15 protein-coding genes and 1 riboswitch are annotated in these 12795 nt (G+C 40.4%); of the genes, 10 read left to right on the forward strand and 5 right to left on the reverse strand.

All coding sequences use genetic code 11. From position 1 onward, the window contains the following. Positions 1–32 precede the first annotated feature (32 nt). Positions 33–151, reverse strand: a riboswitch (SAM riboswitch). Between the two features lie 81 nt (positions 152–232). Beyond that, positions 233–724, reverse strand: a complete 492-nt coding sequence (locus ACTJJD_RS10825) for a YajQ family cyclic di-GMP-binding protein (protein ID WP_281201338.1) — start codon at positions 722–724, stop codon at positions 233–235. A gap of 226 nt (positions 725–950) precedes the next feature. On the opposite strand from ACTJJD_RS10825, the gene ACTJJD_RS10830 reads away from it, so the two are divergent. From ACTJJD_RS10830 to ACTJJD_RS10840, 3 genes are all read left to right on the forward strand, one after another. Next, on the forward strand, positions 951–1799 hold the full coding sequence (locus ACTJJD_RS10830) for a CvfB family protein (protein WP_017360190.1): 849 nt from the start codon (positions 951–953) through the stop codon (positions 1797–1799). A gap of 157 nt (positions 1800–1956) precedes the next feature. Next, positions 1957–2934 carry a BMP family lipoprotein gene (locus ACTJJD_RS10835; RefSeq protein ID WP_440608382.1) on the forward strand — a complete coding sequence of 326 codons (978 nt, stop codon included), beginning with the start codon at positions 1957–1959 and terminating at the stop codon, positions 2932–2934. Continuing rightward, a complete protein-coding gene (locus ACTJJD_RS10840; RefSeq protein ID WP_440608383.1) occupies positions 2931–4580 on the forward strand; it encodes a methyl-accepting chemotaxis protein in 1650 nt (549 codons plus the stop codon). The genes ACTJJD_RS10835 and ACTJJD_RS10840 overlap by 4 nt, the downstream gene beginning before the upstream one ends. Before the next feature lie 41 nt (positions 4581–4621). On the opposite strand, the gene ACTJJD_RS10845 is transcribed toward ACTJJD_RS10840, so the two are convergent. Further along, a complete protein-coding gene (locus ACTJJD_RS10845) occupies positions 4622–5479 on the reverse strand; it encodes a DegV family protein (protein ID WP_008348544.1) in 858 nt (285 codons plus the stop codon). Between the two features lie 141 nt (positions 5480–5620). On the opposite strand from ACTJJD_RS10845, the gene ACTJJD_RS10850 reads away from it, so the two are divergent. Together ACTJJD_RS10850 and ACTJJD_RS10855 are read left to right on the forward strand one after the other, a co-directional pair. Continuing rightward, positions 5621–6463 (forward strand): YitT family protein, encoded by an 843-nt coding sequence (locus ACTJJD_RS10850; protein ID WP_007499067.1) that lies wholly within the window; start codon positions 5621–5623, stop codon positions 6461–6463. 14 nt (positions 6464–6477) lie between these two features. After that, positions 6478–6933 carry a BsuPI-related putative proteinase inhibitor gene (locus ACTJJD_RS10855; RefSeq protein WP_008348542.1) on the forward strand — a complete coding sequence of 152 codons (456 nt, stop codon included), beginning with the start codon at positions 6478–6480 and terminating at the stop codon, positions 6931–6933. 40 nt (positions 6934–6973) lie between these two features. On the opposite strand, the gene ACTJJD_RS10860 is transcribed toward ACTJJD_RS10855, so the two are convergent. The 3 genes from ACTJJD_RS10860 to ACTJJD_RS10870 form a co-directional block, all read right to left on the reverse strand. Continuing rightward, positions 6974–7165: a DUF3813 domain-containing protein gene (locus tag ACTJJD_RS10860; protein ID WP_008348541.1), complete on the reverse strand. Its 192-nt coding sequence runs from the start codon at positions 7163–7165 to the stop codon at positions 6974–6976. Further along, entirely contained in the window at positions 7162–7314 is a 153-nt protein-coding gene (locus ACTJJD_RS10865; RefSeq protein ID WP_008348539.1) for a hypothetical protein, read from the reverse strand. The genes ACTJJD_RS10860 and ACTJJD_RS10865 overlap by 4 nt, the downstream gene beginning before the upstream one ends. Positions 7315–7402: 88 nt before the next feature. Next, positions 7403–8215, reverse strand: coding sequence for a Cof-type HAD-IIB family hydrolase (locus ACTJJD_RS10870; protein ID WP_008348537.1), 813 nt, complete (start codon positions 8213–8215; stop codon positions 7403–7405). A 137-nt stretch (positions 8216–8352) separates the two neighbouring features. Here ACTJJD_RS10870 and ACTJJD_RS10875 point away from each other — a divergent pair, with 137 nt between their 5' ends. From ACTJJD_RS10875 to argC, 5 genes are all read left to right on the forward strand, one after another. After that, positions 8353–9138: an alpha/beta fold hydrolase gene (locus ACTJJD_RS10875; RefSeq protein ID WP_440608384.1), complete on the forward strand. Its 786-nt coding sequence runs from the start codon at positions 8353–8355 to the stop codon at positions 9136–9138. Between the two features lie 46 nt (positions 9139–9184). After that, positions 9185–9493, forward strand: coding sequence for a metal-sulfur cluster assembly factor (locus tag ACTJJD_RS10880; RefSeq protein WP_003211530.1), 309 nt, complete (start codon positions 9185–9187; stop codon positions 9491–9493). A 122-nt stretch (positions 9494–9615) separates the two neighbouring features. After that, on the forward strand, positions 9616–11061 hold the full coding sequence (locus ACTJJD_RS10885; RefSeq protein WP_242731865.1) for an FAD-binding oxidoreductase: 1446 nt from the start codon (positions 9616–9618) through the stop codon (positions 11059–11061). Then, complete coding sequence (locus ACTJJD_RS10890) at positions 11058–11606, forward strand: MFS transporter (RefSeq protein ID WP_008348533.1); 549 nt, start codon at positions 11058–11060, stop codon at positions 11604–11606. The genes ACTJJD_RS10885 and ACTJJD_RS10890 overlap by 4 nt, the downstream gene beginning before the upstream one ends. A gap of 138 nt (positions 11607–11744) precedes the next feature. Further along, a complete protein-coding gene (argC, locus tag ACTJJD_RS10895; RefSeq protein WP_202394317.1) occupies positions 11745–12782 on the forward strand; it encodes an N-acetyl-gamma-glutamyl-phosphate reductase in 1038 nt (345 codons plus the stop codon). The last annotated feature ends 13 nt before the right edge of the window (positions 12783–12795 follow it).

The raw sequence follows: 12795 nt of genomic DNA on the forward strand, positions 1-12795 counted from the left end.
AAGAAGACTTTTTGGCTGTATTGAAATTCTTCTCCTTATCTTCCAAGCAGTTGCTTGCTGGATTTAGCACCTTGGTCATAGAAAATAGATTTCTACTACACCGGTTGCTGAGGCTTCACAGGGCCAGTCCCTCTGCCTCTCTTGATAAGAAAGCGATATGAACATGTCAATGAATTGAACTTCCATCAACTGTATCGAAAAAATCGGAAATAATCAATGGAAAATTTGAAATTTATCGAAAATTTATAAATTGGACGTCAATCGGTAAATCTACCTTGCGCATGAGCGCCATCACTTCTTGTAAATCATCTTTATTTTTTCCTGTCACACGCACTTGGTCATCCTGAAATTGCGACTTTACTTTTAAACCAGATTGTTTGATCAAGGCATTGATCTTTTTGGCATTGTCCTTATCAATCCCGCTAATCAGCTTTGCACGCTGGCGAACGGTTCCACCTAGGGCATGTTCTGTTTTTCCATAGTCAATGTTTTTAGTCGGTACGTTTCGTTTAATCAGTTTTGTCACAAGGACATCCTTTAGCTGCTCCAGCTTGAAGTCATCATCAGAAATGAGAACGAGTTCTTCTTTTTCTAGTGAAATATCACTTTTACTTCCTTTAAAATCATAACGGTTTTTAATTTCTTTCAGTGCTGCTTGAATGGCGTTTTGCACTTCTGGCAGCTCCACCTTCGATACAATATCAAATGAACTTTCTTTTGCCATCACATATGACCTCCAACTATAGATATTGCGTCTATTTTATCATGCCCATAGGGGAAGAAGAAACTTTATCGAAGCGAGTTCAGATGCATGCGGTATAATTCAAGTACAGTTTGTCCACTTTAGCTAACAGAACTAGAGATGTTCATGATGACAGAAGTATAGTAGAATAAAGTGAATCAAAAGATGAACGAACGCTCTTTTAAGGGCAGATAGGAAGGAAGAGAACATGAGACCAGGTGAGCAACTGACCTTGCAAATAGATAACGAGATGGAATACGGCTACTTTTTAACAGATGGCGAAGATTCTGTTCTCCTACATCGCAGTGAGATGACAGAGGATATTGGAGATCGTGATGAAGTAGAGGTCTACTTATATGTAGATCATGAGGAAAGACTGGCAGCGACGATGAAAATTCCTAAAATCAATGCACATACATACGATTGGGTAGAAGTCGTAGACGTTGTAGAAGATATGGGTGCTTTTGTCGATATAGGTTTGTCAAAGGATGCACTTGTTGCAACTGAACACCTCCCGCCTTTTGAGGAAGCGTGGCCGAAAAAAGGCGACAAACTATACTGTATGCTCAAAGTGACAAGTTACGGGAGAATGTTCGCAAAACCAGCCACTGAAGATGTGATCAGTGAATTATTTACTGAGGCGCCAGAAACGTTAATGAACAAAGAAATTACGGGAACGATTTATCGCTTAATTGCGACAGGTTCTTTTATGCTGACAGATACAGGCGTGCGTGGGTTTATCCACCGCACGGAACGAAAGGAAGAGCCTAGATTAGGATCGACCGTGACAGGACGCGTCATTGCAGTGAAAGAGGACGGAACCGTGAACGTTTCTCTGCTGCCTAGAAAACAGGATGCATTATCTGTCGATGCAGAAGAAATTTTAACTTACATGAGAACGAGAAACGGTGCAATGCCTTACGGGGATAAAAGTGATCCAGAAGATATCCGGGAAAGATTTCAAATGAGCAAAGCAGCCTTCAAACGAGCATTAGGTCATCTGATGAAAAATGATCTTGTTTACCAAAAAGAAGGATGGACATACGAGAAAAAGTGAGCATTTGCTCACTTTTTTTATTTTTATCATAAATAATGGTTTTTTTCAGTGAAAAAAGTCATGAAAAAAGCTGAAAATCCTTCACTTTATCATTGAAACAATGCCTCTCAAATCCGATAAATAAGGGGTAAGGATGATAAAAGGAGTGTGTTTTTGGATGAAAGTGAAGATTTCATTACTTCTGATGGCAGCTATGATCATGGTACTCGCCTCATGCAGCAATCAGCAGGGAGGACCACCGGTATCAAATACGAAGCATATTGGTGTCATGCTGACGGATGATGGTCTTGGTGATCAATCATTTAACGATTCATCATTTAAAGGATTAGAAAAAGCACGTGATGAGCTTGGCATTGAATTCGATTATAGAGAAATTGCAGAAACCGATACATATGAAAAAGGGCTGACCGAGCTTGTGAAAGATGGAAATGACCTGATCATCGGTGTAGGTTTCAGTATGCAAGAAGACTTAGAAAAGGTAGCGAAAAAATATCCGAAAAAGCAATTTTTACTCATTGATGCTGTGTCTGAATTGAAAAATGTCACATCAGTGACTTTTAAAGAAGAGCAGGGCAGCTATTTAGCGGGAGCTCTTGCTGCCATGACAACAAAAAGTGATGTTATTGGTTTTGTGGGCGGAGTCGATGCAGAGGTGATCCATCGATTTGAACAAGGCTATCAAAAAGGCGCAAAATCAGTGAATCCGAAAATCAAGGTCGTATCCACGTATGCTGGCACATTTAGTGATGCAGGTAAAGGCAGTAAAATAGCGAAAGACATGATCAAAAAGAAAGCAGATGTTTTATATGCCGCAGCCGGTTATACGGGTGTTGGTGTATTAAAAGAAGCGCAAACGCAAGGCAAATATGCAATCGGCGTGGACAGCGATCAGTATTATACAGCTGAAAAAGCCGTTATTTCGTCTATGGTCAAAAAAGTCGATGAAGTCGTCTATCAATTCAGCGAACAGCTCGTCAAAAGCAGCAAAATCAAAAGTGGACATATCGTTTATGACTTAAGTAATGACGGAATCGATATGGCAAGAATCCGGGTGCTCAAAGATGCTGAGAATTTGACCAAAAAATTAAATGGACTGAAGCAAACACTTCTGAAAGAAGAGGGGGCAGCATCATGAGCTTACGCATCAAAATTTTGCTCAACTCACTCATTTCACTTCTTTTAGCGGTTGGCGTAATTGCCTTTATTATTGTGAGTATGACAAAGATTCAGTCATCAAGCGAAACAGAAGTTCAAACCTTACTGAACGTACAAAAAACGAAGGCAAGCTTTGAAAGTGTCGAACAAGCCATGACCAATTATTCCATGACCCTTTCAGATGAACAGCTAGAGGTCGTTCAAAACGATATATCGACAGCGAAAAAACAGCTGCAAACGTTAAACAAAAACGCAGGAAATATGAACAAAGAAGCCCTAACACGGTTGAATTCAAAGTTTGACACATGGACGCAAGAAGCAAACAATGCCATTGGTGAAAAAAATGCGTCTGATGCCAGACGAGTGGCTGCCAGAATTGACGGTGTTTTAAACGACGTGCATACGATGAATAAAAGAGCACAAGAAGCGTATGAATACCATTTAGAGGAGGCGGCAGATAATGTGCAATGGATCATCACAAGCGCATCTGTCGCAGCCCTCACACTGATTGTCATCACCGTCTTTTTAAATATTGGTTTAACGAGATCCATTGTGACACCAATCAAATCCCTTTCTTACCGGGCAAAACAGATTGCCGAAGGAAACCTCGCTGTGGAGCGGATGAACATCAAGCGTAAAGATGAAATCGGCGGATTAAATGAGTCGTTCAATCAAATGACGGATCAGCTGATTAGCTTGATTCAAGAAATCAGCCATGTCTCAAGCCAAGTAGAATCATTTTCGATTCAGTTAGATGATGAAAACAAAAAGCTTATGGAATCAGCCAATCAAGTGTCTGTATCGACAGACGAAATGGCAAATGGTTCACAAGCGATTTCAGAAGACCTTCAGCATGGCGTTAGTTTGATTGAGAAAATGGATTCACATGGCCGTAAGAATTCCGAAAGATCACATACAGTCATTCGTAGTACAGAGGATGCCATTGAAGCGGTAGAAAGCGGAAAGCACACGTTAACAGAAACAAAAGCAGCCATTGAAAAAAATACACGTGCGACGAGACAAATTGAAGAGTCTGCAGGAGAATTCACTCAGTACGCAAGCGGAATCTCCGCAATGGCCAAAACGGTTTCTGATATTGCGGACCAGACAAACCTCCTCTCGCTCAATGCGGCGATTGAAGCGGCAAGAGCAGGAGAAGCAGGCAAAGGGTTTGCCGTCGTAGCGGACGAAATTCGTAAGCTGGCAGATGAATCGTCTCGTGCAACAAGACAAATTTTTGACATGGTGAGTCATATTGAAAAAGGCATTCAATCCATTAGCCAAACTGTACAAGAAGGGGTCAAGCTATCACTTCAGCAGCAAGATGCAATGGACAAAACCTCACACTCCTTTGAAGATATAGAAACAAAAGCACAACATATTAAGCAAGAAATGGCGATCTTAAATGATCAAATTATTCAATCAACAGAGCTTGGCGGACAAGTGCTGCACTCGATTGAAAATATTAGTGCCGTTGTAGAAGAAACGGCAGCGGGCAGCGAAGAAATTTCTGCCTCGGCAAACGAACAACTGCAATCTTTCCATCAAATGAACAAACAAGTAGAAGAACTGATGAGTATGACGGCAAGGTTAAACGAAACCGTTCACCGATTTAAGCTATCATAAGAAAAGCACCCTTCCCGTGATGATTCAGGGAAGGGTGCTTTTTATGATGGGCTGCCTGTAAAGAAAATGGCAAGTGTGCTAGGGCCTGAGTGGGACCCGACAGCTGCGCCGATGACCTGGATGTCGATTTCTTTTGGATGAAATTCGGCTTCGATTAATTGTCTCATTTCTTCTGCAAGTGCAGGGTCATCTCCATGACTAATGCCAACAGTTTGGCTGGACCAGTCAGATCCGCGTTCTTTCATCAGCTCGATTATGCGTTTCAATAATTTTTTACGGCCACGAATTTTTTCAAGGGGTATCAGTTTTCCATCCTCAACGTGTAAAATGGGTTTAATACTTAACAATCCGCCAACAAATGCGGACGCTTTACTGATTCTTCCGCCTCTTGCTAAATACGATAAATCGTCTACAGTAAAAATATGTTGTAAAGATTCACAAAAATGCTTTACAGACGTTTCAATTTCTTGTATTGTATTTCCGTCAATGGCAAGTGATTGAGCGTGTTTGACAGCTAGTCCATAACCAAGTGAAGCACATTTAGAATCAATGATTCGTAAATCGAAATCAGGGTATTCTTCCTTCACTTCGTTTGCCATCATCACAGCGGTTTGGTATGTACCTGAAAGCTCTGATGAAAAGGCAACATAAATAGCCGATGTATGGGTTTGTGCTGCAGAAACAAAGGCTTCCTTTATCCGGTTCGGTGAAGCTTGTGATGTTTTTGGACTTGCACCTTGTCTCATCGCATCAAATACTTGTTTTGGTTCAATGGTAATCAAATCCTCAAATTCCTGCTCGCCGAGTAACACACGCAGCGGAATGAGTGTCATGTTTTGTTCATCATAATAAGAAAGAGGCAGATCAGCAGCACTGTCTGCTATGATATGAACGGTCATCAAAATCCCTTCTTTCTAAAAAAATCAACCATATTTTACATCTTTTTAGCCTAACTATATCATAGAAAATCATCTTTTCGTGTTCAAATTCTAAATTTTAGGGAAAACCATAGAGAGAATGGTAAGTGGAGGAATGACAACATGTTCATTGGAGAAGCAAAAAAATTCATCGTCGTCGTCATTGGTGCCTTACTCAATGCGATTGGACTGAATTTATTTTTAATCCCTGCTGACGTATATGCAAGTGGTTTTACAGGGGTTGCCCAGCTGTTATCTAGTTTAATCGATCAATATGCACCGTTTTATTTATCAACAGGGATCCTATTATTTATATTAAACATCCCGGTCGGCATTTTAGGCTGGATGAAGGTTGGTCGTTCCTTTACTTTGTATAGCATTATTAGTGTGGCGCTGACAACGATTTTCCTCGGCATTTTACCAGAGACAAGTGTTTCTGAAGATATTTTATTAAATGCTGTATTTGGCGGAGTCATTTCTGCACTTGGCATTGGGATTACACTGAAATATGGGGCATCTACAGGCGGCCTTGACATTATTGCGATGATTTTAGCGAAATGGAAAGACAAACCAGTGGGCACGTATTTCTTCATTTTAAACGGAATTATCATTTTTACAGCAGGATTGTTACAAGGTTGGGAGAAAGCTTTATATACCCTTGTCACATTATATGTGACGACTAGGGTAATTGATGCCATCCATACGAGACATGAAAAGCTGACCGCCATGATTGTGACAAAGAAAGCAGATGAAATCAAAGAAGCCATTTATGGAAAAATGGTCAGAGGGATTACGACTGTTCCGGCAAAAGGGGCATTTACCAATGAACAAAAAGAAATGATGGTCATTGTCATTACAAGGTATGAGCTGTATGAACTTGAACAAATTATAAAGGAAGTCGATCCAAAAGCCTTTACAAATATTGTTCAAACAACCAATATTCTTGGATTTTTCAGACGAGATTAAAAGGTGGGTAGAAGATGAAAAAAGGGTTAGTGCTTTTTCTCGTTCTATTGGTTTTAACAGCTTGTGGACAACAAAAAAAGGATGAACCAGACAAGGAGGTATCCGGTCAAATGGGAGAAAAAACCGTTGTACTCACAGTAGACCCCGTCCAAAAAGGTTCTTCGGTTCAATTTCATATGTCACTAAAAAATGAATCAGATCGAGATATTGAATTCACGTTTAACACAAGCCAAAAATTCGAATTGAGTGTGTACGATGAAGACGGAAATGAAAAATACCGTTACTCGAAAGACCGTATGTTCACACAAGCCATCCAATCCTTTGTGCTGAAAGCAGATGAAACATATGACTTCCAAGATACGTGGTCAAACGGTGTGGAGCCGGGAACGTATGAAGCGGTCGTCACATTTAAAGGAAAAGCAGAAGGGCTAAAGCAAATCACTGAGAAAAAAACGTTCCAAGTGAAATAAGCATAAGAAAAGCTGTCCGCAAAGCGGACAGCTTTTTTCGTTAAAGATCATCAAGCAGGTCTTGGAACGTATGCAGCTGGTTTCTTTCTGCATCTGTCGAATTAGCAAATGCAGATGATACGGCGTTTTTAGCTCGCTGAACTGCTTGTTGACGCTCTAAACCAGATGGAAATGAAGAAGTAAGGGCTTCTTCAGTAAATGATTTGGCTTGATCAAAAAGTTCGTTTCTCACAATGAACCTCCAGAAGCATCAGTCTTCATATTTCCCCTGTCCTCCGCAGCTTCTTCAAGTGTGGAACGATACGGAAAACGTGCGTCATGCAGACTGACTGAATCTTTACCTTGTTGTATAAAGCGTTTCGATTTGCTTCTTTTACCCATTCGGAATCCGCCCCTTTACACAAGCTGACAGGACAACCTGTCTAACGGTAGTATGCCCGCTTCGACCTGCTATGTATGAATGGAAAAATTAAAGCGAGAAGTAATTCGTTAGGAATTTTGCAATCCCATCTTGTTCATTCGTATCTGTCACTTCATTAGAGACACGTTTCACTGCATCAATCCCGTTGCCCATTGCAACCCCGCATCCAGCAAATTCAAGCATCTCTAAATCATTGTCTTCATCTCCGAATGCCACAATCCGTTCCTGAGGCACACCGTAATAATCACTAATTTTTTGCAGTCCAACGGCTTTGTTCATGCCTGTTTTAATGATTTCAATGACGTGCCACGGAGCAGCCCAGCGTCTGTGGTCAATCACTTCTGCATGAACATCTGTCAAATAGCTCCGAATCGCTCCGACGTCTTCTTCTTTTGCGTGAATTAAGACGCTTGTGACATTCTCTCCAAGATTGTTCCGAAGGTCTCCAACGGTCACTTTGTTTGCATTCATATTAAATATATCAATGAGCTTTTCATCATGATAATGGAAATACAAATCGTCTAGCACTTCAGCTAACACATTGTGTACTTTATATTCCTCACTAATATCCACAAGCTGTTTTACGACTTGAAGATCAAGTGATGTGTGAAATCTGCCCCATTTTTCATCAAGAGGATGATGGACAAACGCTCCATTAAAGTTCACAATCGGAGAATCGAGCTGCAATTGCTGATAATAAGGAGAGCTGGAACGAAATGGCCGGCCAGTTGAAATACAGACATGATGCCCGCTGTCTTTCACTTTTTGAATGACATCAAGTGTGTGTGCTGAAATCGTTTTATCGTCTTTTAATAACGTGCCATCCAGGTCAAGTGCGATTAGATAAGGTTTAGTCTCCATAAAATCTCCTTTGATCTGTAAGTAATAGGAGGCAGCTGGTGCGGGTGCCTCCACCTATAGTGTATCTTTATCACATCTTCGTTGTCTACATGTTAAAATAAACAAAGACGGGAATGATAAAGGAGGATTCATAGGCTGTGATCACCATTGATGAGCAAATGACGCACGATATTCCATTTTTACATATCGTAAAAGCTGAAAATAAAGATAAACCACTGCCACTTGTATTTTTTATACATGGATTTACAAGTGCACGCGAGCACAACTTACACTTCGCCTTTCATTTGGCGGAAAAAGGCATGAGAGTCATTTTGCCTGACTGTGCTTATCATGGTGTAAGATCAGAAAACCTCAGCTTAGAGGAACTGGCATCAAAGTTTTGGGAAATCGTCCTGAACGAAATCCGTGAAATCGATATACTTAAGACACATTTTCAAGAAAAACAATTGATTGAAGCCGACCTAATAGGCGTTGCAGGTACTTCCATGGGAGGCATCACGACCTTTGGTGCACTCGCAAAACATGATTGGATTAAAGCGGCAGTCAGCTTGATGGGCAGTCCGAAATATACGACATTCCTACAAGCACAAATTATGGACATGCGGCACAAAGGGTTGATGAAAGAGATTACAGATGAAAAGGTTCATCAGCAATTAGACGCGCTGCGCCCTTATGATTTAACGCTGCAAACAGATCGATTAAACAAAAGACCATTGTTATTCTGGCATGCAGAAAACGATCCGGTTGTCCCTTACAGACATGCAAAAGCTCTTTATGACGAGTTAGCAGAAACCCAATATAAAGAAGATCCTCACCTGATTCGTTTTATCACAGATGGACAGGCTGGCCATAAGGTCTCAAGACAAGCGATGTTTGAAACCATTGACTGGTTTGTGACACACCTGAAAAGCACAAACGTTTAGCCAAAAGGAAAAGTACGTTATACTAGTTGAAAAAGGAGTGGATATCATGGATGAAGCATTGAAAGAAAATATTTTAGGCGCCCTAGAACAGGTGATTGACCCTGAGTTAAACGTAGACATCGTCAACCTTGGACTTGTCTATGATGTCGATCTTGATGAGAATGGAAAAGCGGATATCACGATGACTTTAACATCAATGGGGTGTCCCCTAGCACCAGTTATCGTGGATGAAGTGAAAAAAGCATTAAGTGACTTGCCTGAAGTGAAAGAAACAGAAGTTCACATCGTATGGAATCCACCTTGGACACGTGACAAAATGTCAAGATACGCTAAAATTGCGCTTGGTATTCAATAAGTAAATACGGAAAATGCCTGGTATGAGTTGAACTCGTACCAGGTTTTTTTATGAAAAATTAAGGTAGAGGAGGAGTATGGCTTGATATAATGGATGTAATTTTATAGAACGGAGTACCTATAATGAAACGAAAGTGGATATGGATCGTTCTTTTGATGGGATATGGCGCTGCCTTTTTTGCATCAGTCTCTATACGTGAAGGTCAAGCACACAAAAGACAAGGACTTGATGCGTTTACAGATGTGAGTCACCTCATGCCGGTCAAAATAAAAAAAGTCGTGCAAGGAAAAGAAATAGAATCTTTAAAAAAAGTATTAGAAGAAGCAAAAGAGAAAAATCTGCCCATTTCAATCGCCGGAAAGCAGCATAGTATGGGCGGCCACACGTATTATGAAAATGGCATTGTACTAGACATGACAAAATTTCGTCGAATCGTATCATTTAATGAAAAAAAGAAGACCATTCGGGTCCAAAGCGGCGCCACATGGGATGATATTCAAAAATATGTGAACCCATATGGTCTTGCAGTAAAGGTGATGCAATCTCAAAACATCTTTACAATTGGTGGCTCGTTAAGTGCAAATGCACATGGACGGGACATTCGCTACGGCTCACTCATTGACACTGTGCGCTCTTTCACACTGTTAAAAGCAGATGGAGAAATCATCACAGTAAAGCCTAGCGATGATTTATTTACTGCCGTGATTGGAGGATACGGCTTATTCGGTGTCATTTTAGATGTTGAGCTTTCCTTAACAAAGGATGAATTATATAAAATGGAGACAACCTCTCTACATTTCGATGAATACACTGATTATTTTCAAAAGCATGTAAAGAACAATAAAGAAGTGCGCATGCATCTCGCAAGAATCTCTACAGCGAAAACAAATTTTTTGAAAGAGATGTATGTGACGAATTATTCGCTTACTTCTGATCAACAGATCGATCCATACCGCGAGCTCAAAGAAGACCAGCTCGTCATCCCTTTAAAATTTATGCTCGGCCTTTCGAGAAGATTTGATATGGGGAAAGATTTGCTATGGAACTTGCAAAAGAAGTATTTTCAAAGTCAAAATGACCAGTCGATCACAAGAAATAACGTGATGCGGTCCGATTCTGCTTTTTTAGAATATGAAAATGAGTCAGACACCGATGTGCTTCAAGAATACTTTGTCCCAGTTGATCGTTTTCGTGCTTATATCGATGACATGAGAGGCTTTTTACAACAGGAAGAATTGAATTTAATGAACATCACGATCCGCTACGTACAAAAAAATGAAAAAGCGGATCTCTCATATGCGAAAGAAGATATGTTTGCACTTGTTTTGTTAGTGAATTATGGTTTTGAGAAAGAAGAGAAGGCAGAAGCGGAGCGGGTCATCCGGCAAATGACAGATATCACCTTGCGGCACCATGGAAGCTATTACTTACCATACATGCCTTATCAAACGAAAGCACAAATGAAACAAGCGTATCCAAAAACCGATCTATTCTTTCAAAAGAAAAAGCAAGCAGATCCAGATGGCAGATTTATCAACTACTTTTATGAAAGGTACAATACACAATGAATGCTAAAGCAATGAAATGGTTCGTCTATTCACAAAGTCTACTGTTTTTCGCCAGTAGTCTCATTTTCCCTTTTTATATTCTTTTTATTAAAAATGTTGGGTCGAGCTACTCTCAATTTGGTCTTGCTTATGGTCTGTTTGGTTTGAGCGGTGCGTTCATTCATTTATTATTAGGAAAACTTCCTGAAACGACCGACAGGCGTCTCTTTTTAATCATTCATTCGTTTGGTATGGCGTTTCTTCTTCTACTTTTTCCACATATCACAGAAGTAGAGCAAGTTTATATGATTCAGCTTGCCTTAGGTGTGCTAGGTGGTGTTCAGAAGCACGGAGAGAAACTACTCGTCACCGAACTCACAAATGAGAAAAAGCGAATGAAAGAAGTTGGGCACTATCATTTTTGGACAGCGCTTTTTTCATCCATCGCCATTATGCTTGGCGGCCTTTTTGCTGATTTCTTCACCATTCATTTGATTTTTTATGCAAGTTCCCTATTATATTTATGCAGTGCGCTTCTGGTCCTCAATATGAAGAACAATAGATAAAATCCGCATGTCTCACGAAGATATGTGGATTTTTTTATGAAAAAAAATGAAAACAAATATTAAATATACAATTGAATTAATTTTTATACATGTTATAATGTTAAATAATTTCACAAAGATCAAGAGGGTGTATTGACGTTGAAAATAGGTATTATAGGTGCTACAGGGTACGGTGGTGCGGAATTAGTTCGTATCTTTAAGCAGCATCCACATGTGGAGGAATGTATATTGTATTCATCAAGTGGTGATGGGCAATTATACAGTCAATCTTATCCGCATCTGACAACGATTACTGACCAAACATTAAAAGCCATTGATCCGGCTGCCATTGTGCGAGAAACAGATGCTGTGTTTTTAGCGACACCAGCAGGCGTTTCAAGTGAACTCACACCGAAGCTCATGAATCAAGGGGTGCCAATTATTGATTTATCAGGTGACTTGCGCATTCAAGATGGAACTGTTTATGAAGCGTGGTATAAACGAAGGGCAGCGGATGATGCATCGGTTCAACAAGCTGTATACGGATTATCTGAATTGAATCGTGAAACCATTAAGCAAGCGGAAGTCATTGCAAACCCAGGCTGCTTTCCTACTGCAGTTCTTCTAGGTTTAGCACCGCTGATGAAACAGAATTTAATCGATGAATCTATGATCATAATAGATGCAAAAACCGGGGTGTCCGGTGCAGGACGATCAGCCTCACTTGGCACACATTTTTCAGAGCTGAACGATAACTTTAAAATTTATAAGGTGAATGAACATCAGCACACACCTGAAATAGAACAAGTACTTAGAGAATGGAACCCGCAAACGGCGAACATCACATTTTCAACACACCTTGTCCCGATGACAAGAGGGATTATGGCGACGATGTATACACAATTGAAATCAGATGTCACAAAAGAAGAATTAATGAAACGGATGAAGGACTTTTATGAAGATTCCTATTTTGTAAGAGTGAGAGATCATGGGATATATCCGCAAACAAAAGAAGTATACGGCAGTAACTTCTGTGACATTGGTTTTCATTTAGATGAGCGAACAGGCAGACTGACGATTGTATCTGTCATAGATAATCTCATGAAAGGCGCAGCCGGCCAAGCGGTTCAAAACTTCAACATCATCAAAGGCTTACATGAAGAGGCGGGCCTCACAATGACACCTCTCTATCCATAAGAACAGGGGAGAC

Source organism: Bacillus sp. 22446, from assembly GCF_052044955.1.
Classification (GTDB): Bacteria; Bacillota; Bacilli; order Bacillales; family Bacillaceae; genus Bacillus; species Bacillus altitudinis.